The 22,453-nt window shown below is 52.5% G+C and carries 17 protein-coding genes and 2 pseudogenes; 8 read left to right on the top strand and 11 right to left on the bottom strand.

What is annotated here, in order from left to right; all coding sequences use genetic code 11:
- Positions 1-251: 251 nt before the first annotated feature.
- Positions 252-1,493: a multidrug efflux MFS transporter MdtM gene (mdtM, locus tag HV037_RS20670; protein ID WP_075847890.1), complete on the top strand. Its 1,242-nt coding sequence runs from the start codon at positions 252-254 to the stop codon at positions 1,491-1,493.
- A gap of 92 nt (positions 1,494-1,585) precedes the next feature.
- Here the strand turns inward: mdtM and metC are convergent, their stop codons facing one another.
- The gene (metC, locus tag HV037_RS20675) at positions 1,586-2,776 is read right to left on the bottom strand and encodes a cystathionine beta-lyase (protein ID WP_103283449.1); all 1,191 of its coding nucleotides are present in this window, start codon (positions 2,774-2,776) and stop codon (positions 1,586-1,588) included.
- A gap of 30 nt (positions 2,777-2,806) precedes the next feature.
- Complete coding sequence (locus HV037_RS20680) at positions 2,807-4,039, bottom strand: dicarboxylate/amino acid:cation symporter (protein ID WP_003019196.1); 1,233 nt, start codon at positions 4,037-4,039, stop codon at positions 2,807-2,809.
- 219 nt (positions 4,040-4,258) lie between these two features.
- On the opposite strand from HV037_RS20680, the gene HV037_RS20685 reads away from it, so the two are divergent.
- The 4 genes from HV037_RS20685 (at position 4,259) to HV037_RS20700 (ending at position 8,418) form a co-directional block, all read left to right on the top strand.
- Positions 4,259-5,185 (top strand): LysR family transcriptional regulator, encoded by a 927-nt coding sequence (locus HV037_RS20685; RefSeq protein ID WP_103283448.1) that lies wholly within the window; start codon positions 4,259-4,261, stop codon positions 5,183-5,185.
- Positions 5,186-5,260: 75 nt separating this feature from the next.
- Positions 5,261-6,541, top strand: a complete 1,281-nt coding sequence (locus tag HV037_RS20690) for a DUF445 domain-containing protein (protein WP_016151562.1) — start codon at positions 5,261-5,263, stop codon at positions 6,539-6,541.
- 97 nt (positions 6,542-6,638) lie between these two features.
- Positions 6,639-7,826 carry an MFS transporter gene (locus tag HV037_RS20695; protein WP_103283447.1) on the top strand — a complete coding sequence of 396 codons (1,188 nt, stop codon included), beginning with the start codon at positions 6,639-6,641 and terminating at the stop codon, positions 7,824-7,826.
- 190 nt (positions 7,827-8,016) lie between these two features.
- Positions 8,017-8,418, top strand: a complete 402-nt coding sequence (locus tag HV037_RS20700; RefSeq protein ID WP_094168650.1) for a hypothetical protein — start codon at positions 8,017-8,019, stop codon at positions 8,416-8,418.
- 61 nt (positions 8,419-8,479) lie between these two features.
- Here the strand turns inward: HV037_RS20700 and HV037_RS20705 are convergent.
- Positions 8,480-9,452 (bottom strand): annotated as a pseudogene (locus HV037_RS20705) (porin).
- A 45-nt stretch (positions 9,453-9,497) separates the two neighbouring features.
- Here HV037_RS20705 and HV037_RS20710 point away from each other — a divergent pair.
- A complete protein-coding gene (locus HV037_RS20710; RefSeq protein ID WP_001752311.1) occupies positions 9,498-10,529 on the top strand; it encodes an IS630-like element ISEc33 family transposase in 1,032 nt (343 codons plus the stop codon).
- Positions 10,530-10,546: 17 nt separating this feature from the next.
- Here HV037_RS20710 and HV037_RS24710 read toward each other — a convergent pair.
- The 5 genes and pseudogenes from HV037_RS24710 to uxuA all read right to left on the bottom strand — a co-directional run.
- Positions 10,547-10,642, bottom strand: a pseudogene (locus HV037_RS24710) (porin); the annotation flags it as partial.
- Positions 10,643-10,818: 176 nt separating this feature from the next.
- Entirely contained in the window at positions 10,819-11,028 is a 210-nt protein-coding gene (locus HV037_RS20715) for a hypothetical protein (RefSeq protein WP_016151558.1), read from the bottom strand.
- A 647-nt stretch (positions 11,029-11,675) separates the two neighbouring features.
- On the bottom strand, positions 11,676-12,449 hold the full coding sequence (uxuR, locus tag HV037_RS20720; RefSeq protein ID WP_065554582.1) for a Uxu operon transcriptional regulator: 774 nt from the start codon (positions 12,447-12,449) through the stop codon (positions 11,676-11,678).
- A 221-nt stretch (positions 12,450-12,670) separates the two neighbouring features.
- Positions 12,671-14,146: a fructuronate reductase gene (locus tag HV037_RS20725; RefSeq protein WP_103283446.1), complete on the bottom strand. Its 1,476-nt coding sequence runs from the start codon at positions 14,144-14,146 to the stop codon at positions 12,671-12,673.
- A 78-nt stretch (positions 14,147-14,224) separates the two neighbouring features.
- Positions 14,225-15,409: a mannonate dehydratase gene (uxuA, locus tag HV037_RS20730; protein ID WP_016151555.1), complete on the bottom strand. Its 1,185-nt coding sequence runs from the start codon at positions 15,407-15,409 to the stop codon at positions 14,225-14,227.
- Between the two features lie 260 nt (positions 15,410-15,669).
- On the opposite strand from uxuA, the gene gntP reads away from it, so the two are divergent.
- Positions 15,670-17,013 (top strand): gluconate permease GntP, encoded by a 1,344-nt coding sequence (gntP, locus tag HV037_RS20735; RefSeq protein WP_016151554.1) that lies wholly within the window; start codon positions 15,670-15,672, stop codon positions 17,011-17,013.
- 48 nt (positions 17,014-17,061) lie between these two features.
- Here gntP and HV037_RS20740 read toward each other — a convergent pair whose 3' ends face one another.
- From HV037_RS20740 to HV037_RS20750, 3 genes are read right to left on the bottom strand one after another with little or no spacing between them, the layout of a single operon-like run.
- Positions 17,062-17,754: a lactate utilization protein C gene (locus HV037_RS20740; protein WP_103283445.1), complete on the bottom strand. Its 693-nt coding sequence runs from the start codon at positions 17,752-17,754 to the stop codon at positions 17,062-17,064.
- Positions 17,747-19,174, bottom strand: coding sequence for a LutB/LldF family L-lactate oxidation iron-sulfur protein (locus tag HV037_RS20745; protein ID WP_103283444.1), 1,428 nt, complete (start codon positions 19,172-19,174; stop codon positions 17,747-17,749). The genes HV037_RS20740 and HV037_RS20745 overlap by 8 nt, the downstream gene beginning before the upstream one ends.
- A gap of 10 nt (positions 19,175-19,184) precedes the next feature.
- Complete coding sequence (locus tag HV037_RS20750) at positions 19,185-19,904, bottom strand: (Fe-S)-binding protein (protein ID WP_016155592.1); 720 nt, start codon at positions 19,902-19,904, stop codon at positions 19,185-19,187.
- Positions 19,905-20,484: 580 nt separating this feature from the next.
- On the opposite strand from HV037_RS20750, the gene HV037_RS20755 reads away from it, so the two are divergent.
- Positions 20,485-22,038 carry an L-lactate permease gene (locus HV037_RS20755; RefSeq protein WP_016151550.1) on the top strand — a complete coding sequence of 518 codons (1,554 nt, stop codon included), beginning with the start codon at positions 20,485-20,487 and terminating at the stop codon, positions 22,036-22,038.
- Positions 22,039-22,453: the final 415 nt, after the last annotated feature.

Below are 22,453 nucleotides of genomic sequence, written 5' to 3' on the forward strand. Positions count from 1 at the left end.
GGTGGCTATTATCCATTCAACCAATTCTTCTCGAGGTGCGATGTGCTGATTGTTACTTGTAATCGTTACGTTTTCTGACCCGAGTCTGAAAACGTTTCTCCTGTTTGCGCCTCGCGCAGGCAGCGTTTTTGATTACATGAAATTCAGTACATTTGCAGTCTGCTTTTTTCTGTCATCGGTCTGACGTCTCAAAGACGGTATTGAATTTCGCTATTCCCGTTGAGGGTTTTCTCCCGAAAAGGAGCTGTTTTATGCAACGGATTCTCGCGTTTTTCTCCCAACGCACCACGACGCTATTTTTTCCTGTCGCGTTGATTTTATATGACTTCGCCGCTTATCTGTCGACGGACCTGATCCAGCCAGGCATCATCAATGTGGTGCGTGATTTCAACGCCGACGTCAGCCTGGCCCCCGCTGCGGTGAGCCTCTATCTGGCTGGCGGCATGGCGCTGCAATGGCTGCTGGGGCCGCTTTCCGACCGGATTGGCCGTCGACCGGTGCTGATTGCGGGGGCGTTAATCTTTACGCTCGCCTGCGCTGCCACGCTATTGACCACCTCAATGACGCAATTTCTGGTCGCCCGATTTGTACAGGGCACCAGCATCTGCTTTATCGCTACCGTTGGCTATGTCACGGTGCAGGAGGCGTTTGGGCAAACGAAGGCCATTAAGTTAATGGCGATAATCACCTCCATTGTGCTGGTTGCGCCAGTTATCGGCCCGCTCTCCGGCGCAGCGCTGATGCACTTTGTACACTGGAAGGTCCTGTTCGCCATTATCGCCGCCATGGGGCTTATCGCCCTGATAGGGCTAGCGTTAGCAATGCCGGAAACCGTTAAGCGCGGCGCGGTGCCGTTCAGTGCACGCGGCGTACTGCGTGATTTCCGCGACGTTTTCCGTAACCGGGTGTTCTTGTTTGGCGCAGCCACGCTGTCGTTAAGCTATATCCCGATGATGAGCTGGGTGGCGGTCTCGCCGGTGATCCTGATCGACGCTGGCGGTATGAGCACATCAGAGTTCGCCTGGGCGCAGGCACCGGTGTTTGGCGCGGTGATCGTCGCCAATATGGTGGTTGTTCGTTTTGTGAAGGATCCAACCCAGCCACGTTTTATCTGGCGGGCGGCACCCATTCAACTGAGCGGACTGGCGGTGCTGATTGCCGGCAATTTGCTGTGGCCACACGTCTGGCTGTGGTCGGTGCTGGGAACCAGCCTGTATGCGTTTGGCATTGGTATGATCTTTCCGACGCTGTTCCGCTTTACGCTGTTTTCCAACAACTTACCGAAGGGTACGGTCTCGGCGTCGCTGAATATGGTCATCCTGACGGTGATGGCGGTTTCTGTCGAAATCGGACGTTGGCTGTGGTTTAACGGCGGCAGGATTTCGTTTCATCTGCTGGCGGTTGCGGCGGGTATTACTGTCGTCTTTACCCTGGCAGGCTTACTGAAGCGGGTTCGCCAGCATGAAACAACAACGTTAGCCACTGAAAACTAACCTGCCGGATGGCACTAACGCTTATCCGGCCTATGTCGTAGTGATAGGCCGGATAAGGCGCTTGCGCCGCATCCGGCAACCATCACATTATCTTAAGCAATGCGCGCAAACCCTGCTTCCAGATCGGCAATCAGGTCGCCAATATCCTCAAGGCCAATATGCACCCTGACCAGTGTGCCGCTGAAATCTACCTCTCCGGCTGGGCGAATGCTGTTCAGCTCTTCCGGCTGATTCGCCAGAATAAGCGACTCAAATCCGCCCCACGAATAGGCCATATGGAACAGCGAGAAGTTATCGAGGAAATTCGCCATCTGCTCGTCGGTCAGTCTCTTTTTCAGCACAAACGAGAACAGGCCTGAGCTTCCGGCAAAGTCACGCTGAAAATACTCGTGCCCCGGGCATTCCGGTAATGCCGGATGATTCACCCGCGCCACTTCCGGCCTTGCCGACAGCCAGCGAGCAATATGGATGCTGCTCTCCTGATGCTGCTTAAGACGTACCGCCAGGGTGCGCAATCCACGGCTGCCGTTGTAGGCCGTATCAGCATCCAGCGTTTGCCCCATCAAATAGGAGTTCTCGCGCAGACAATCCCAACAACGCGCGTTGGACACCGCCGTGCCCAGCATGCCGTCCGAATGACCGATGGTGTACTTCGTTCCCGCCTGAATGGAAATATCCACGCCATATTCCAGCGCTTTGAACAGCACACCCGCCGCCCAGGTGTTGTCGATCATAATGACAATCTCCGGATTAACCGCGCGGATAGCTTTCACCATCCCCGGTACATCCTGGACTTCCATGGTGATCGAACTTGGCGATTCGAGGAATACAACTTTCGTTTCCGGACGCAGAAGATCAACGATACCAGCACCAATCAACGGATCGTAATACGTTGTTTCCACATTGAATTTACTCAGGATCTTATTGCAAAAATCCTGGGTTGGCTCGTAGGCCGCGCCCGTCATCAAAATATGATCGCCACCCTGAACAAACGCCAGAATCGCATTGGTCACCGCCGCAGCGCCGCACGGGTAAAGCGCGCAGCCAACGCCACCTTCCAGTTCGCTCATTGCCTTCTGGAAGGCAAAGTGGGTGTAGGTTCCGCGGCGACCATAAAACAGCTCGCCATTTGCGCGATTGGCGGTGGCGAATTTTTTGTCTTTCACGGTATCAAACACCAGCGAAGAGGCGCGCTGGATAACCGGATTCACCGCTCCCTGGGTGTAGCGTTTGTCGCGACCCGCAACAACCAACTGCGTCTCAAGCTTCATTGCGTCTTTCATAACATCTCCTGTTCTTAATCCGTGTGAAACCTATACCACCGCAGCAGTAGAGTTTATTTCAGTGTTGGTCTGCTTTTTTCCAGCGAACCGTTCAACAATCTGCGCCGCATTCAAATCATGGATAACGTTAATCAGTGTGGCAGGCGCATCGGTAATCGTGCCCAGCACTACCAACATCGGGATCGCTTCCATTGGCAGGCCCAGCGTAGTGACGATAAAGATTTCACCGAGGAATGCCCCGCCCGGTACGCCGCCGACGATAATGGCGGAGAGCACCGCAATCAGCATGGTCAGGAAGAAGGTCTCGGTGGTGAACTCCATGCCCAGCACGGAATAGATAAAGACAATTTTCAGCGCGGCAATCATCGCCACGCCACCTTTGTTCAGGTTAACCAGTAGCGGAATGGAGACATCAACGATTTCCGGGTTAATCCCCATCGCCTTACCGGCACGCAGCGTCACCGGGAGAGTCCCCAGCGAAGAGCAGGTTCCCAGCGCAGTCGCAGACGGTTCAATCGCATTACGCCAGAAGGCTTTGACCGCCGGAATCCCGCCGCCAATATACGAATAGAGAATCGAGCCAAAAACAAAGTAGACCAGCGTGGCCACCATGAACAGGCCGATGGCGCGAGCAAAGGTCAGCAGCAGTGCAGAGTCCTGACTGGCCATAGTGGCAGCGAAATAGCAGCCCAGGCCAATCGGTGCAACCTTCATAATGATTGAGACGATCTTCATGATCACGGTATTGGCATCTTCCAGCAGCGACGCAATGCGCTTACCGGCCTGATCCGATTGACCAATCGCCACACCAGCAATAATCGCCATCACAATCAGCGCCAGAATATTGGACTTAGAAAACAGTCCGATAAAGTCGCTGGTCGTGATCATGCTGACAAAATCCATCTTACCGCTGCCCGCCTGCACCGACTGCGAAAGATCGATAGTGACGCCCTGCGCCGGGTTATACCATAGCGCCAGCGCAACGATCCCGGCAGCCGGAATAAAGGCCATTGCGATCGAAACAATAAAGATAATCGCCATAATGCGCCCCAGCCTTTTTAGGTCGGTCATACTGGCGATCGAAGACATGACGCTGATCCCCACCAGCGGCACAATAATCATAAATAGCAGATTTAAGAATATCTGGCCGATTGGCTGGAGTTTACTTGCAAACGAGGGGGCATAAATACCTAATAAGCCGCCAATCACCAGAGCAACTAATAAAATAATCGACGATCTGTAGGGTTCGAGTCGTGACCACATAATCGGTACCTTTAGAATAATATTTAATGAGATTAAATTCACAATGTGATGAGTTTCCGTTTCGCCTCCTTTTATTTTGTGACGTAACTCACCTAAGTTGTTATTTTTTCATTTTGCCAGCAAGTTATTTCCTGTGATTCAATAGTTGCATGTTTAAAACGCGAATGTAACGGCCTATTCGTACCGTTTTTGCAAATCACTTGTGAATAAAAGGAAACTATGAGTACGCCGATTTCACTCAAGCATCTGGAGTTTTTCATTAAAATCGTCGACTGCGGAGGATTGTCAGAAGCCGCGGCGCAGCTCAACGTCTCGCCATCTGCGGTCAGCAAAAGCCTGGCGGCAATGGAAGATACGTTAGGCACGACATTAATTAAACGTACCACCCGCAGTATTACCCTGACCGATGCCGGGCAATATCTCTTTAACCGCGCCAATAAGCTTTTGAAAGAATTCGATGAAACGCTGAATACCACCTCCGGTTATTACCACAGCCCGCAAGGTGAATTACGCATAACCTGCTCAATTGCGTTTGGTTATTCCCGGCTGGTGAACCTGATGGATAAATATCGTTCCCAGTTCCCAGATGTGAATCTGTATATCGATCTCAACGATAACTTCGTGAATCTGAACGAAACGGATTTCGACATCGCCCTGCGAATCTCCACCGCACCACCGCAGAACTACGCAATGCGCAAGCTGGTGCCTGTCCGCTGGGCGTACTGCGCCTCACCCGGCTACCTTGCCAAAAAAGGCATGCCCCAGCGTCGTAGCGATCTGGTCAATCATGATTGCCTGGTTTACCCAGGTCTTACGCCGGTGCTGAAGGTGGCGGATGAACAGGATCGTCTGCATCAGTTAAAACTGCATATGCCTATCCAGGCCAACAGCAGTCTGGTATTGCTGAAATCGGTGTTAGAAGATCAGGGAGTGGCGTATTTGCCTACCTATCTGATTGGCGATCATATTCAAAAAGAAGAGATAACGCCGCTGATGCTCGACGGCACCATCACCTGCGAAACCCACGCCCTGTATGCGCTCTATTTTCCCAGTAAGTACAGCAATCCGAAGGTGCGATCGTTTATCGATTTTCTGGTGGCGGAACTCGGCCCCTTACCCGCCTGGGACAACTGGATCCCGGAGTAAGCTTTGCTCGTCTGAAAATGGGAGGCGCTCCACATTTTTTGCGCGATCCCCCCGTCTGGCTCTATCCTTAAGCCTATGAATAAAATTGCTGAACTCAAACGCGCCAAGCGACTGGCGCTCTCATTGCTGCTGATTGCCGCCGCTACCTTCGTCATCACGCTGTTTCTGCCGCCTAACTTCTGGGTGCTCGGGATCAAAGCGATCGCCGAAGCGGCGATGGTCGGCGCGCTGGCGGACTGGTTCGCCGTGGTGGCGCTTTTTCGACGGGTACCAATCCCGTTTATCTCGCAACATACGGCGATTATCCCGCGCAATAAGGATCGGATCGGGGAGAATCTTGGTCAGTTTGTGCAGGAAAAATTTCTCGACACCCAGTCCCTGATCGCCCTGATCCGCCGCCATGAACCGGCGTTGTTGATCGGTAACTGGTTCAGCCAGCCGGAAAACGCCCAGCGAATTGGCCAGCATCTGCTGCAGATCATGAGCGGTTTTCTCGAACTCACCGACGACGCCCGCATTCAGCGGCTGATCAAGCGGGCGGTGCACAAAGCCATCGACAAGGTCGATCTCTCCGGTACCAGCGCGCTGATGCTGGAAAGCATGACCAAAAACAATCGCCATCAGGTGTTGCTCGACACATTGATCGCCCAACTTATCGCCCTGCTCCAGCGCGACAGCTCGCGGGCGTTTATCGCCCGACAGATCGTGCACTGGCTGGAGACCGAGCATCCGCTGAAAGCGAAGATCCTGCCGACTGAATGGCTGGGCGAGCACAGCGCCGAACTGGTGTCTGATGCCGTTAATTCCTTACTGGATGACATCAGCCACGATCGGGCGCATCAGATCCGCCACGCCTTCGATCGCGCCACGTTTAAGCTAATCGATAAGCTCAAACACGATCCGGAGATGGCCGTGCGGGCCGAAAGCATGAAAAACTATCTGAAGGAAGACGAGGCCTTCAACCGTTATCTTGGCGAACTGTGGGCAGACCTGCGCCAGTGGGTGAAAACCGACATTAACGCTGACGATTCGCGCGTGAAGCAGCGCATCGCCAGCGCCGGACAGTGGTTCGGCGAAACACTGGTTGCCGACAGCGCCCTGCGCGCCTCACTGAATGGGCATCTGGAGCAGGCCGCGTATAAAGTTGCGCCGGAGTTCGCCACCTTCCTGACGCGCCATATCAGCGACACGGTGAAAAGCTGGGATGCGCGCGATATGTCGCAGCAAATTGAGCTAAACATCGGCAAAGATTTACAGTTTATCCGCATCAACGGCACGCTGGTCGGCGGTTCTATTGGGCTGGTGTTATATCTGTTGTCGCAAATTCCTTCCCTTCTGACGCTGGCGAATTTTTAAGGAGAAAGTAAAACGCCCATTTTTATTTTACTTTTCATTATCATTTGCGCATGTAATATAACAATTATCAAACTAACAGCGTGAAATGAGAGTCCGTATGTCCCAGGGAAGCCCCGATTCAAATCGTCATGCCATCAGCGTCGCGCTCTTTGGCATGCTGGTCTTAACGCTGGGCATGGGAATTGGACGCTTTCTGTATACGCCGATGCTCCCGGTACTGCTGTCGGAAGGTCAGTTTACGTTTGACCAGCTCTCCTGGATTGCCAGCGCCAACTACGCCGGATATCTGGCGGGAAGCCTGCTCTTCTCCTTCGGGCTCTTCCATCTTCCCTCACGTTTACGCCCGATGTTGTTAACTTCTGCGCTCGCTACCGCAGGATTGATTCTGGCAATGGCAAGCGTTAAGCAGCCCACGCTGGTGATGCTGATCCGTTTTCTGGCAGGCGTCGCCAGTGCCGGTATGATGATTTTTGGTTCGATGATCGTCCTGCATCATACCCGGCATCCCTTCGTGATCGCCGCATTGTTCTCCGGCGTTGGCGCAGGCATTTTGCTGGGCAATGAATATGTCATCAGCGGTCTGCATTTTGCGCTGTCATCACACACGCTCTGGCTGGGGGCAGCGGCAGCCTCCGCGCTGTTCTTTGTGCTACTCGTTATGCTCCTGCCATCTCGCGACCATGCGCTCCCCGCCGCCACACCGGTAAAAACAGAGCATCAGCCTATGTCCTGGTGGCTGCTGGCGCTACTGTATGGGTTGGCCGGATTTGGCTACATCATTGTCGCTACATACCTGCCACTGATGGCGAAAAGTGCCGGGTCGCCGCTGCTGACGGCCCATCTCTGGTCGTTGGTCGGCATATCGATTATTCCGGGTTGTTTCGCCTGGCTGTGGGCTGCCCGACGCTGGGGGGTATTGCAATGCCTGACGGCGAATTTACTGATCCAAAGTGCCTGCGTGGTCATGACGCTCGCCAGCGACTCCTTGCCGCTGCTGGTGATAAGCAGCGTGGGTTTTGGCGCAACGTTTATGGGGACCACTTCGCTGGTCATGCCGCTCGCCCGTCAACTTAGCGTACCGCGCAATATTAATCTGCTGGGCCTGGTCACCCTGACTTACGGCATTGGGCAAATACTCGGACCGCTATTAACCAGCCTGCTGGGAAGCGGCGCTCAAGCGATCGTTAACGCCACGCTATGCGGTGCCGTCGCCTTGTTTATTGCGGCACTGATTAGCCTCACACAATTATACAAACAGCGTTTCGCCTCCCTCAAAAGGGTATAATCGACAACCTTATAAACAGGTATCTTAGGATTAGTCCGCAATCAAATGTCAACATTTAATAAACCACAAATAATCGGCAATTACCCGCCAGACAATTTATAATCCCCGGCAGTTCATTTATAAACTCAATTTAAAATGCGTAAAAATGGACATATTAACTCAGCATCAACACTATCTTCGGGAAAAGTACATGTCATGGTTTAAAAAAATACTACTGGGGTTAATTATTTTGGTGGGTTTAATTGGCACGCTAAAGGATTATAAAGACTTTGGCCTGTTTGGCGCGTTAGGATTGTTTCTTATATTCCTGTTAACAACAACATTTTTATGGCAATGGGCCTCTGGCAGGTTACCAGAGATACCCCAGCTTCAGGCCGTATTTATTTTACTGGCCAGCGCGGTAGCCTCAATTTTTGTTATCAATATGGCAATTGCCGGTAATTTGCATGTGGATTTAATGGAGGTCATGTACGTTACCATTACGCATAATCCACTTTTTTACCTGATTCTCTGCGTGGTCGCATGGGTAAAAGTGGGCATCTGGCAATGGCTGTTTAGCGGTGGACAGGTGAAAGAGAGTCAGCCAGTTTAAACACGGCAGAGGTAAAAAAGGCGTCTTAACTAAGACGCCTTTTACATATCAGAACAAAAACTTAGAACTGATAGGTCAGACCCGCAACAACCTGGTTGTCGTCGTCTTTGCCATCGAGCAGGTTAATTTTGTAACCCACATCAGCCACGATGTTTTTGTTGAAGTAGTAATCCGTGCCCAACGCTACGTATTCAGTCAGGTCATTATTGTTGTTGTCACGCGCGTGAACGTAACCCACGTTCGGACGCAGACCAAAATCAAATACATACGCAGCCATTGCTTCAAAGTGCTCAGCTTTATCCGCATCCTGAATCAGGTTGTGGGACTCGCCGTACATGGTCGCGACGTAGATGGCATTAGCATCATATTTCAGACCCGCGCCCCAGAACTCTGCGTTTTCGCCATCCCAGCCGCTTCGTTTCTGCAGAGCAGTCACCGCACTGGTGGTGTAGGCCGCAATCGCAGATACGCCGGAATCCGCAATATTGTCATAACCCAGGGAGAAGCCATAGCCATTGCCATGCTGTTTTGCCGGGCTAGTGTTAGTGTCATCCTGGCCCTGGTATTGCGCGCCAATGTTCAGACCATCAACGGCTCCAAACAGATTTTTGGTGCGGAGTGTTGCAACGCCAGCAGTACGTGTAGTAAGGAAGCGGTCAGTATCTTCAAAGGAGTCGCCGCCGAACTCTGAAAGAGTGTCAGTGTAAGCTCCCACGTCGTAAGCAATACCGTAGTTACGACCGTAGTCAAAGCTAACGTCATGGCCATAATCCAGGCCAGCAAACGCCAGACGTGTATTGACGCCATTCTGAGAACCTTCTGCTTTAGAGGCATCAAACTGACTTTCAAATTGGCCATAACCGGTCAGTTGATCGTTGATTTGTGTCTCACCGCGAAAACCCAGACGCGCGTATGTACCGTCGGCATCGGTGCCGCCAGTCCAGGAATGGACCGCTTTTACTTTGCCGTACAGATCTAAATAGCTGCGCGGAATAGTAGATCACTGAAAGGGAACTCAGCCCGGATTGTGCGATCTGATCAATCGCCAAACCAACCAAAATCACCAACCGGACTGAGCGATGCCGATCATAGTACCAATACCCCGTGGCGAACGACGCCTGATGCAGAAAGCTATTCATAAAACGCGTGATAAAAATCATGCCCGCAGACTCACGGCCATGCTGATGCTTCATCGGGGTGAACGGGTCAGCGATGTTGCCAGAACTCTCTGTTGTGCCCGTTCATCCGTTGGTCGCTGGATTAACTGGTTTACGCACTCAGGTATTGAAGGCCTGAAATCCTTACCCGCAGGGCGCTCCCGACGCTGGCCTTTTGAACATATCTGCACCCTGTTACGTGAGCTGATAAAGCATTCTCCCGGCGATTTTGGTTATCAACGTTCACGCTGGAGCACCGAATTACTGGCAATAAAAATCAATGAGATAACCGGTTGCCAGTTACATGCAGGAACCGTTCGCCGCTGGTTGCCATCTGCGGGGCTTGTATGGCGCAGGGCCGCGCCAACTCTGCGTATCCGTGACCCACATAAAGATGAAAAGATGGCGGTAATCCACAAAGCGCTGGATGAATGCAGCGCAGAGCATCCGGTATTTTATGAAGATGAAGTGGATATCCACCTTAATCCTAAAATCGGTGCGGACTGGCAGTTGCGCGGACAGCAGAAACGGGTAGTGACGCCGGGGCAGAACGAAAAATACTATCTGGCCGGCGCACTGCACAGTGGCACGGGTAAAGTCAGCTACGTGGGCGGCAACAGCAAAAGTTCAGCGCTGTTTATCGCTCTGCTGAAGCACCTGAAAGCCACTTACCGGCGGGCGAAAACAATCACGCTGATCGTTGATAACTACATTATCCATAAAAGCCGCGAAACACAGCGCTGGTTGAAAGCAAATCCCAAGTTCAGGGTAATTTACCAGCCGGTTTACTCGCCGTGGGTGAATCATGTGGAACAGCTATGGCAGGCACTTCATGACACGATAACCCGTAATCATCAGTGCCGCTCAATGTGGCAGTTACTGAAAAAGGTCCGCCATTTTATGGAAACCGCCAGCCCATTCCCCGGAGGAAAACATGGTCAGGCAAAAGTGTAGCGGTATTAGGCGCAGCTATTTAGTTTGTTGCCATCTTTATTATAAATTTCCGCTGCATGAACGGAGGTTACCCCTAATACCATTACAGCTAATGCCACTGCTGACTTTTTCATGTTATTACTCACTTTTAATTGTGAATTTTGCTATCAACTTTGTTATGAAGGCAGAATACCCGCATAAAAAAGCCCCCTATGGAAAAGGGGAAAACCTCTAACACACCAATGAAGGTAATAATAAAGTGGCAAGACACATATCATTTTGGGTTAAATAAAACCCGAACAGAGAGTAATTACTTGGATTCTTCGTTTACGCTCTCATTAACAGAGCGATATAACATTATTGCTTCGGCAATAATATCTTGTTTACTTTTACGGGTTTCAAATGCCAGCGTACGAACATATTCCCACAGAGAGGTATCGACACGGGCACTTAAAAGAACCATATCTTTTGAACGGGTACCCCTGGCCTTTCTAATATCGGGGTAATCTCGAGAGGGCATTATCATCTCCTGAACGCAAACACGCTTATGGCGATGAAATATGCAGTCAGTGTAAAAACATGTCAACGGCAAAATACAGTGACAATAGTAATGAAACTGTTAATAACGAACAAAAAACTGGAACAGTATTTCAAATGAAAGATAACTTGATTATAGAATAATGTGTAATTTTAACTTTACATATATTCACTTTTATTCATTTGATTAAAAAAGCCAGAACTATTGATAATAAACATGACATCAAATCAAAACATCATTACAGCCAATAGGTTACGTGCCGTTATTAATGTCTACATTTCCGTGAAGCGCCTGTTTTTATGCACTGTTATTCCAGGCTGCCTCGCTCTGACCACCGCGTAAATCAGTTTGATTCTCACTTAACACAGGCCCGTTTTGTCTAAAAATAAGCACGGAAAGGTAAAAATAAGGTAAACAATGCATTTTTTCGCATGCAAAAATAAGTTGTTTTTAATTGATATAAATCAATTTTCACCGCGTAACGACGGCGGAAAAATCATCATCTGAGGTGATGGAAACCTTTTTTTACGTGACGTTCATGACGAGAAAAAAGCGTTGTTATGCAATAAACTTTTGTGCTGAAAAGTGTCGCGCGGGCTGCAACAGCCCGCATGGGAGAGGAAGGAAAATCAGGCGTTAACTTTATCCAGCGGCCAGGAATCAAACAGATAGCCATCAAAGTCGATGTCATCAACATTTGAAAACTCCAGCAGGCGCTGTTTGACGTTTTCCAGATGCTGCCACATTGCCAGCTTGGCTGCGCGGGCATCCTTTTTGATTAATGCCGCCAGGATCTGTTTGTGGTCACCCATCCACTCTTTACGGTAATGGGTATCGTCAAGGTGGCTATGGAGCTGGATCCACATCGGGTTGTTTTCACGCCACTGCCATGACTGGCGAAACAGCTCCACCAGCATGCTGTTATGCGTGGCTTCGGCTATGGCGAGATGGAACTGCATGTCGCCGCTTTCAGAACCGTTCGCTTCGCTGGAGGCCAGCTCCCGCTCTTCCAGCTGTAACGCCTGGCGCATTTTAACGATATCTTCACGGGTAGCCTGCAGCGCGGCGAATTCGGCGATATTGCTTTCCAACAGCTGTCGCGCCTGCAGCAGCTCAAACGGACCCGCGTCATTGCAATGATTGACATCCGTACTGTCGATGGTCTGCGCATCTGCATTGTCGAGTACGTAGATCCCGGCGCCGCGGCGCACGTCCACCAGACCTTTAATTTCCAGCATAATTAACGCTTCGCGAACCACCGTGCGAGTGACATTGAGCATCTCAGCAATTTCACGTTCCGGCGGCAAACGCTCCCCGGGCAGGTACGGCGTCTGGACAATCAGATCGCGGATCATTGCACCCACTTCCTGGTAGGGTCTTTGTTGAGAAGTGTTCGATTTCATCGTGTTATGTCCGTCAGATGCGTCAATTCAGATCCGTAGGCCGGATAAGGCACATGCGCTGCCATCCGGCACCTGTGCCGTTGGCTGATGGCGACGCTGACGCATCTTATCAAGCCTACAAAAAACGTTTTTTCGCCTGAACTATAGCATTTGCGGGAAGCCAAAAACAGAAAACGGGTCAACCAAATCAGCATTTTGATTGACCCGTCATACTTCGGGGATTATGCGTCAGCGCCTAACGCCGCAACGCACTCGCGTGCGCCGTGTTCACACAGCTGTTGATACGTCGCGATAATTGTCTCCACAAAATCAGCGTTTTCCGCCAGATCATGGCCAAAAATGCCGCTCAGCCCCAGCAGCGCCGTCACGCGTTCGGCCCCCTGGAACTGTTGGTTAATGCGCTGGAACTCAGCCAGCAAGGGGTCGACAACATCAATGGCCTGCCCCTGTTCATCCACGCCACGGGTATAGCGCATCCAGCCCGCCACGCCCAGCGCCAGGTGACGCCAGTCGCTGGCGTTTTGCAGATGCAGACGCACCGGATCCAGCAGGCGCTGCGGCAATTTCTGGCTGCCGTCCATCGCAATCTGCCAGGTGCGGTGACGCAGTGATGGGTTGCTGAAACGCTCGATGAGCAGCGTCGCATAGGCGTTAAGATCGGTGCCTTCCGGCATCGACAGCGTCGGCGCTTGCTCCTGCATCATCAGCGCGAACGCCGCTTTGCGGTACGCCGGATTTGTCATGGTATCAGCGATAGTTTCATAGCCGCCGAGATAGCCCAAATACGCGAGGAAAGAGTGGCTGCCGTTGAGCATACGCAGTTTCATCATTTCAAACGGCACCACATCGGCAACGAACTGCGCACCAACGTTGTCCCAGTCAGGGCGACCGTTAACAAAGTTATCTTCGATAACCCACTGACGGAATGGCTCACAGGCGATAGCACACGGATCGTACACGCCCAACTGGTCGGCAATCTCTTGCAACGTTTCTGGCGTCGCCGCCGGAACAATGCGGTCGACCATGGTGCACGGGAAAGTGGCGTTAGCCTCAATCCACTGCGCCAGCTGCGGGTCGCGCGCCTGCGCCAGACCCAGCACCGCGACTTTCGCCACATGACCATTTTCACGCACGTTATCGCAAGACATCACGGTAAAGGCCGCAAGCCCTTGCTCACGACGCAGATGCAGCGCCTGTACGATGTAACCAATCGCCGATTTCGGCGCGCCTGGATTCGCCAGATCGTGTTTAATCAGCGGGTTATTGAGATCTAACTGACCGCTGGCAGCATCGGTGCAGTAGCCTTTTTCCGTGACCGTCAGCGAGACAATTGCCGTCTGCGGGCGCGCCATAGCCTGTAAAATACCATCACAGCCGTCAACCTCCGGGTGCAACGCTTCTTTCATCGAGCCAATCACTTTCAGCACGGTGTTGTCCGCGCCTTTTTCCGCCACGGTATACAGCAGTTGCTGTTTGCGCAGGTTTTCAATCAGCACGCGATCGTTACCCGGCATCAGGTTAACTTCACAGATCCCCCAGTCGCTGTCGGTGGTTTCCAGCAGATGATGGGTGTACAGCGCCTGATGCGCGCGGTGAAATGCGCCGCATCCCAGGTGAACAATGCGGGATTGCAGGCGCGAGCTGTCCCATGCAGGGCGAGCTACCGGCAGGTTGCTATTGGCAATTGTCGTTGTCATCGTGAACTCCAGAACCCGTTGAATGACCAACGGAAGAGAAAAGAAAAAGCCGGCCAGACAGGTGACCGGCAACTCGCTTTAGCGGCTAAAGAAAGCGCGCTGGATAGCCATCTCAACGCCACGCACTTCCGCCAGCCCTTTCAGGCGACCAATCGCGGAGTAGCCTGGGTTGGTTTTCTTTTTCAGATCGTCAAGCATCTGATGGCCGTGGTCCGGACGCATTGGGATCAGGTCCTCTTTACCCTCGGCTTTACGGCGCTGCTCTTCCTCAACGATCGCTTTCACGACTTCGTACATATCGACGTCGCCGTTAAGATGCGCCGCTTCATGGAAGGTTTTCGGGTTATCTTCACGCAGCGTGGAGCGCAGGTGGGTGAAGTAAATGCGTGGGCCAAACTGTTTGATCATGTCGACCAGATCGTTGTCCGCCCGGACACCGTAGGAGCCGGTGCACATGGTAAAACCGTTCGCCATGCTGTTGACCGTATCGACCATCCATTGCATATCTTCCACAGTGGAAACAATGCGCGGCAGGCCGAGGATTGGGCGCGGCGGATCGTCCGGGTGTACCGCCATCCGCACGCCTGCTTCTTCCGCCACAGGAATAATTGCTTTCAGGAAGACGGCAAAGTTCTCACGCAGTGCGGCTTTATCGATATCTTTATAACGCGCAAGATGCTGGCGGAACTGGTCAAGCGTATAGCCCTCTTCCGCGCCTGGCAGACCGGCGATGATATTGCGGGTCAGACGCGCTTTGTCTTCATCGCTCATGGTGGCAAAGCGTTCATTCGCCTGAGCAATCTCTTCGGCGGTGTAATCCGCTTCCGCGCCCGAGCGTTTGAGGATGTGCAGCTCAAAGGCGGCGAATTCAATCTGGTCAAAACGCAGCGCTTTGGAGCCGTCCGGCAGGACGTATTCCAGGTCGGTACGGGTCCAGTCGAGAACCGGCATGAAGTTGTAGCACACGGTACGAATGCCGCACTGGGCCAGGTTACGCAGGCTTTGCTGGTAGTTGGCGATCCACTGCTGATAGTTACCAGAACGGGTTTTAATGTCTTCGTGGATCGGTACGCTTTCGACGACCGACCAGACCAGGCCCGCCTGCTCAATAATGGCTTTACGTTTTAGGATCTCATCAACCGTCCACACTTCCCCGTTCGGGATATGGTGCAAGGCGGTGACCACGCCCGTGGCACCCGCCTGACGTACATCCGCTAAGGTGACCGGATCGTTAGGACCATACCAGCGCCATGTCTGTTCCATCTTTTATTCCTCATTTACGTTATGGACTCGACGATATGGCACATAAATTCCTCCTTTTGGTATGACATGTCAACCTGAAGGAATGAATTGGTTAACCAAATCACGATTTTTGCTGATTAGACCGCCATTTTGCGGCCAGGAAGCGCAGTAAAGATGTAAACATGTAACGCAATGTGACATTCATCGCATCAATGGTTAACCAATGCAGATAACATCTCAACCAAAATCATAATAGTTCAACCAATAAAGGTAGACGTTATATGCATGTTCTCAATATTCTGTGGGTCGTATTCGGCATCGGTCTGATGCTGGTGCTCAATCTAAGATTCAAAATAAACTCGATGGTCGCCCTGCTGCTGGCGGCGCTCTCGGTCGGCATGCTGGCGGGTATGGACTTAATGGCGCTGCTGCACACCATGAAATCCGGCTTTGGCAGCACGCTGGGTGAGTTGGCGATTATCGTGGTATTCGGGGCAGTCATCGGTAAGCTGATGGTCGATTCCGGAGCGGCGCATCAGATTGCTCATACGCTGCTGGCGCGACTCGGTCTGCGCTATGTGCAGCTTTCGGTGATCATTATTGGTCTGATTTTTGGCCTGGCGATGTTCTATGAAGTGGCGTTTATTATGCTGGCGCCGCTGGTGATCGTCATTGCTGCGGAAGCAAAGATCCCGTTCCTCAAGCTGGCGATTCCTGCCGTTGCCGCCGCCACCACTGCCCACTCTCTGTTCCCGCCGCAGCCAGGTCCGGTCGCGCTGGTTAACGCCTACGGCGCTGACATGGGTATGGTCTACATCTACGGTATTCTGGTGACTATTCCGAGCGTGATCTGCGCCGGGCTTATCCTGCCGAAGTTCCTCGGCAACCTCGATCGCCCGACGCCGTCATTCATGAAGGCCGACGTACCGGTTGACCAGAACAATCTACCGTCTTTCGGCATCTCTATTCTGGTTCCGCTGATCCCGGCGATCATCATGATCTCCACCACCATCGCCAACATCTGGCTGGTGAAAGGAACGCAGGCGTGGGAAGTGGTCAACTTCTTAGGCTCCTCGCCAATTGCGATGTTTATCGCCATGATTGTCGCCTTCGTGCTGTTTGGTACCGCGCGTGGTCACGACATGCAGTGGGTGATGAACGCCTTTGAAAACGCGGTGAAAAGCATCGCCATGGTGATCCTGATCATCGGCGCGGGCGGCGTACTGAAGCAGACCATTATTGATACCGGCATTGGCGATACCATCGGTATGCTGATGTCGCACGGCAATATTTCGCCATACATCATGGCGTGGTTGATAACCGTGCTTATTCGTCTGGCAACCGGTCAGGGCGTGGTCTCAGCCATGACGGCAGCGGGGATTATCAGCGCAGCCATTCTCGACCCGGCAACCGGTCAACTGGTGGGCGTCGATCCGGCGTTGCTGGTACTGGCGACGGCGGCAGGCTCCAACACCCTGACCCATATCAACGATGCCTCGTTCTGGCTGTTCAAAGGCTACTTTGACCTGTCGGTGAAGGATACGCTGAAAACCTGGGGTCTGCTGGAGCTGGTGAACTCCGTGGTTGGCCTGGTAATCGTGTTGATCATCAGCATGATTGCATAACGTCGATACCGCTCTGGCCCAAAGCCCAGAGCGGTTCTTTCTCCTGCCTTAACAATCCTCAATAATCAGATACACCGCCTTCACCGGGCCATGCACCCCAACCACCTTGATAAGCTCAATATCCGCCGTCGAGCTGGGTCCACTGATAATGTTAATGCACGACGGCATACGCTCACCGGCCTGCGCTTTCTGATGCAGTTTTTCTGCCAGTTGTGCCACGCGCGGCAGGATGGTGCTTTTACGCAGCACGAAAATCGAGGACTCCGGCAACAGGCTCAAAGAACGCCCGCGCTCCGGCGCGGAAAACAGCACCACACCGCCGGACTCAGTCAGGCCATACTCGGCATACACCACGCCGACTTTCGCCTGCTCGGCCTCGGTAATATTTTTGCTGCCTCGCGCCGGATCCCAGACCACGGCGTTGCATTCCTGTTGCAAGCGTTCGGTGATGCCCAGCGCCACCAGTCGGCTGTCGCCGCTCAGCACTACCGGCTGACCCAATTCTTCACACAGGCGTAGCGCTGCTTCTGCGGCCTGGTCCTCGCGAGTCAGTTCACAGCGGGCCAGCATCACTTCTCTGGCGAACTGGATAAACGCATCGCAGCGCTGCTGCGGGCTAAGTTCAGTCAGGCGCTCGTTGGCATAATTGTTAACCGGCGCGGCATCCGCTTGCGGTTCGAAACGCGGCGGGCGACCCAGCGCCTGGGCGATGGTGTTTAAAAACGCGGTACGGTTATCCATTCTTTTTCTCCTGCGCCTGATGTTTCTTAAACCAGCTGCGGAAGCTCTCGCCGTCAGCATCAGGCAGATCGCGCGCCTCCATCCAGTCACCAATCGCGCCAACCTTGAGCGGGGTTTTCCCGCCATTGATAAACCAGCTTGCCGCATGCGCGCCCGCCATCATCCCGACTTTCCACAGCCCCGGATGGCTATTGGCATAAGCGAACATTTTGATCGCCCTTCGCTCGGCTTTCGGGGTAATGCCCTCCTCGGCCATCACCCGACGATGACGCAGGATCAGTTTTGACAGCGGAATACGCACCGGGCAGACGCTGTCGCAGGCCGTGCATAAGGAACAGGCGTACGGCAGGTCTTTAAAATCTTTATAGCCGCCGAGCAGTGGAGAAATCACCGCGCCAATAGGGCCGGGATAGATGGAGCCATAGCCGTGTCCGCCGATGTGGCGATACGCCGGGCAGGTGTTCATACAGGCTCCGCAGCGGATGCAGCGCAGCACATCGCGAAACTCAGAGCCCAGCACCTGCGAGCGACCGTTATCGACAATCACCAGATGGAACTCTTCCGGTCCGTCCACGTTATGCGCCTCACGCGGGCCGGTCAGCCAGGTGTTATAGCCCGTCAGACGAGCGCCCACGGCGCTGCGCGCCAGCATGGTGATCAGCACATCCACATCAGCAAAGGTTGGCGCGATACGCTCCATGCCCATCACCGCAATGTGCGTTTTCGGCAGCGTGGTGCACATGCGCGCGTTGCCTTCGTTGGTCACCAGGCATACTGAACCGGTTTCCGCCACGGCAAAGTTACAGCCGGTAATACCGATTTCGGCACTCAGGAAATCCTCGCGGATCTTCTGGCGAATGAACAAGGTCATGGCTTCCGGGGTTTCCGGGCCGTCATACCCCAGACGCTCGTTCAGCACGCGGCGGATCTGATAGCGATCTTTATGAATAGCCGGGACCACGACGTGCGAAGGTGGATCCTGATCCAATTGCAGGATGTATTCCCCGAGATCGGTTTCGATCACCTGGATTCCCGCATCCTGCAGGACATGGTTGACGCCGATCTCCTCGGTCACCATCGACTTGGACTTCACCACCTTCTTCGCGTTTTTGCTGCGCGCGACCTGCAGAATGTAGGCGGTGGCCTCTTCTTTGGTTTTGGCGAAATAGACGTGGCCGCCGTTTTGCGTCACTTTCTCGGAGAGTTGATACAGGTAAGCGTCGAGGTTGCTCAGCACGTGATCGCGGATCTGGCTGGCACGATCGCGCCAGTCTTCCCAGTGGCCTAACTCATCGACCATTTTTTGTCGATTTGCGCCAATACGCTCCTGCGCATTGGCCACGGCTTTGCGCATGATCGGATCTTCTATCTGCTGACGAATGCGCAGTTTAAATTCTACATCGCTGGTTTTTATCGACATCTCTTTCCCCTCAGCGGCTCATCAGCACTTCAGCAATATGCATCACTTTGACCGGCTGGCCTTCCCGTTGCAGTCGACCGCCAATGTTCAGCAGGCAACTGACGTCTGCGCCAATCAAATATTCCGGCTGCGCATCCATCAAATGTAAGACTTTCTCTTTCACCATCTCGCCGGATATCTCGGCCATTTTGACAGAGAACGTCCCGCCAAAGCCGCAGCAGGTATCCTGATCGGCAAACGTCAGCAGCTCCAGCCCGCGCACGTTTTTCAGCAGCGTGAGCGGCTCTTCCTTCACCCCCAGCTTTCGAGTCAGGCTACAAGAGGGATGATAGACAGCGCGGCCCTGCAGGCTGGCGCCGACGTCCACCACGCCCAGCTTGTTGACGATAAAGGAGGTGAGATCCTGCATACGCGCGGCAACCTTTTCGGCACGCAGCGCCCATTCCGGTTCATCGGCCAGATACGTCGGATAGCTTTTTACCGCGTAGGTACAGGAGCCTGCTGGCGAGATAATCGGATCGTCGTTGTCTTCCAGGGCGGCGATCAGGTTTTTCATCCCAGGGATCGCCTCTTTGATGTAACCGCTGTTGATGGCTGGCTGACCGCAACACCCTTGCTTCTCGGGGAAATTAACGCGACAACCCAGTTTTTCCAGCAGCAATACGGAGTCTCGTGCCATCCGTGATTTCAGTGCGTCACCAATGCAGGTAACAAAGAAATTTACATTCACAATAACTACTCCATTGCTTCATTTCTGTTTATTGCGCTTGATATCGCGATATCAAGCAAAGGTTCAGCCGTATTTCACGCCCAGTTTTTCTGTTTGCTGTTTTTACTAATGCCTGGGTTCATGGTGATGCTCGGGTCGTTTTCCTCTGATACCGACTCTCCGCTTCTTAAGTCAGGACAGTCGCATATGTCTGTATTTTCATTTGTATGACAAAACCAAATAATCCCCTAATCAACCCCCATATGCAACAACCAGGTTTATTTCTTTCGGTCTCGCTCACATTTTTATATTTAAAACCACAGCATTATGAACACCTTAAAAACAGTTTCAGGTGCTTACTATTCTCATCACCAGCATTATTAAAAAGGTTATCATATAACTATTTATAGGTATTCAGCTTACTCTTAAGTATATTTACCTGGCATTGGATTTTAATTAAAAGATTACAATAGTTACAAAACTACAAATCATAATTACTTTATTCACTGAAGCGATTCAGTTTACATACTTTATTAACCCAGCAATGTAGCCTCCCCACCATAAATATAAATCAGGTTTAATGAACCAATCAGGAATAGCAATGAACGAATATTTTATGTTTGCCCTGGCACTCTCTCCTTTACTACTGATGGTATTTTTAATATTGAAATTGAAAATGCCCATCCATTATTCCGTGTTGATCTCTTTGGTATTCACTGCCGCGCTGTCGGCCATATTCTGGGAAATGCCCGTACAGAATCTGAAAGCCGCGATAGGCTATGGCGCCCTGAAGGGGTTATGGCCGATTGTGATTGTGATCCTCGGCGCCATCTTCAGTTATAACGTCATGCAGGCGACCAAGGCGCTGGATATTCTGCGCGATATTCTCGCCAGCATTAGCGAAGATAAGCGTATTCAGGTGCTACTGATTTCATGGTGCTTCGGCGGATTCCTTGAAGCCGCGGCAGGTTATGGCACTGCGGTCGCCATTCCGATCGGCATTCTTATTGCGCTGGGATTCAACCCGCTGAAGGCGGCGATCGCTTCTCTCGTGGCGAATACCGTTCCCACCGCGTTCGGCGCGGTCGGGATCCCGGTTTCTATTCTGGCGGAACAGGTTAATCTGCCGGTGTATACCTTAGGCGGAACCATTATTCTGCAGCTCGCGCTGTTTAATATCCTGCTGCCGTTTGTCATTGTCTGCATTATTGGCGGCGGCCTGAAAGCCATTCGTGGCGTATTTCTGATCACGCTGATTTGCGGCATCACCACGCTGGTTCCGCAATATTTTGTCGCCATTCATCTTGGCGCGGAATTGCCCGCCTTTGCCGGTAGCCTGGTCAGCCTGTTTGCCGTGGCGATGGTCAGCCGCCTGCGCAAAGGGAAAACCGATCCCGAGTGGCGCATTGAGGTCAGCCATACCCGCGAAACCACGCCGCGCTCGGCAAAAGTGTTGTTCCGCGTAGGCTCTATCTATCTGTTTATTTTTGTTTTTATCCTACTGTGCTCACCGCTGTTCCCGACGATCAAAGGCGCGGCGTCCCAACTGGCCTCGGTGCTGCATTTCACGCTCGCCGACGGCAACACGCTGGCGCTGAAAGTTGAATGGGTGACCACGCCGGGGATGCTGATCATCTTTGCGACCCTTATTGGCGGTTTTATTCAGGGAGCGTCCGCACGCGGGATGCTGGAAGTGTTTATCAAAACCATTTTCCAGCTTAAAAATTCCATTGTGGCGATTATGGCGATTGTCGCGCTGGCCACGGTGATGGATCTCAGCGGGATTATCTCCACGCTGGCCCAGTCGATTGTCGATCTGACCGGCAGTTCCTACGTCTTCCTCGCCCCAGTGATTGGCGCGCTGGGCACGTTTGTTACCGGCAGCGATACCAACTCGAATATTTTGTTCGGCAAACTGCAAACCATTGCCGCCAGTAAACTACATATCGATCCCAACTGGCTCGCGGCGGCGAATACTTCTGGCGCAACGGGAGGGAAAATGATTTCGCCGCAGAGTATCGCCATTGCGGTTTCAGCCACAAAAATGGACGGACAGGCCAACCAGATAATGTCTGGCACCATGAAATACTGCTGCGCCTACATTGTGATCCTCGGCCTGAAAGTCGGTCTCTTTTATTACTGGTTTATGGCGTAATCCATTGTCAACCCCGTCAAATTCACGGCAACCGTATTTGACGACGTGGTGACCAAAAAGGTTTACACCGCTTCAGGATCGAAACGAAGCGACTGGCTTTACGATTTGTCGGCGCTGACTAAAATAGCGCCGATGTTTCAAATCGAGGATTGTTGTTATGTTGTTCTGGAAAAAGATGGTGAAGAAGTTCGACGCCTTTTCCGCGTTGATCCCACCACGCTACTTCCGCGTGTAATGCCTGGCGCTAATGCCTGATGGCGCTTCGCTTATCGGGCCTACGTTTCACGCTCATTTGTAGGCCGGATAAGGCGCAAGCGCCGCATCCGGCAGCAGAGAAAAATGTTCTCCCCTTTCACTTACGCAGCCCGCACGCTCTTAACACCCTGACCCACAGACGAAGCCATGCAAAACGGTA

The organism is Citrobacter sp. RHBSTW-00017, assembly GCF_013797615.1.
Classification (GTDB): domain Bacteria; phylum Pseudomonadota; class Gammaproteobacteria; order Enterobacterales; family Enterobacteriaceae; genus Citrobacter; species Citrobacter braakii.

Bases quoted from the DNA above. Each gene is read 5' to 3' on its own strand.
- metC (WP_103283449.1), bottom strand. From the start codon at position 2,776: ATGAAAGACGCAATGAAGCTTGAGACGCAGTTGGTTGTTGCGGGTCGC.
- HV037_RS20700 (WP_094168650.1), top strand. From the start codon at position 8,017: ATGTCATGGTTTAAAAAAATACTACTGGGGTTAATTATTTTGGTGGGT.
- mdtM (WP_075847890.1), top strand. From the start codon at position 252: ATGCAACGGATTCTCGCGTTTTTCTCCCAACGCACCACGACGCTATTT.
- HV037_RS20680 (WP_003019196.1), bottom strand. From the start codon at position 4,039: ATGTGGTCACGACTCGAACCCTACAGATCGTCGATTATTTTATTAGTT.
- gntP (WP_016151554.1), top strand. From the start codon at position 15,670: ATGCATGTTCTCAATATTCTGTGGGTCGTATTCGGCATCGGTCTGATG.
- HV037_RS20745 (WP_103283444.1), bottom strand. From the start codon at position 19,174: ATGTCGATAAAAACCAGCGATGTAGAATTTAAACTGCGCATTCGTCAG.
- HV037_RS20710 (WP_001752311.1), top strand. From the start codon at position 9,498: ATGCCGATCATAGTACCAATACCCCGTGGCGAACGACGCCTGATGCAG.
- uxuR (WP_065554582.1), bottom strand. From the start codon at position 12,449: ATGAAATCGAACACTTCTCAACAAAGACCCTACCAGGAAGTGGGTGCA.
- HV037_RS20695 (WP_103283447.1), top strand. From the start codon at position 6,639: ATGTCCCAGGGAAGCCCCGATTCAAATCGTCATGCCATCAGCGTCGCG.
- HV037_RS20725 (WP_103283446.1), bottom strand. From the start codon at position 14,146: ATGACAACGACAATTGCCAATAGCAACCTGCCGGTAGCTCGCCCTGCA.
- HV037_RS20715 (WP_016151558.1), bottom strand. From the start codon at position 11,028: ATGCCCTCTCGAGATTACCCCGATATTAGAAAGGCCAGGGGTACCCGT.
- HV037_RS20690 (WP_016151562.1), top strand. From the start codon at position 5,261: ATGAATAAAATTGCTGAACTCAAACGCGCCAAGCGACTGGCGCTCTCA.
- uxuA (WP_016151555.1), bottom strand. From the start codon at position 15,409: ATGGAACAGACATGGCGCTGGTATGGTCCTAACGATCCGGTCACCTTA.
- HV037_RS20740 (WP_103283445.1), bottom strand. From the start codon at position 17,754: ATGGATAACCGTACCGCGTTTTTAAACACCATCGCCCAGGCGCTGGGT.
- HV037_RS20685 (WP_103283448.1), top strand. From the start codon at position 4,259: ATGAGTACGCCGATTTCACTCAAGCATCTGGAGTTTTTCATTAAAATC.
- HV037_RS20755 (WP_016151550.1), top strand. From the start codon at position 20,485: ATGAACGAATATTTTATGTTTGCCCTGGCACTCTCTCCTTTACTACTG.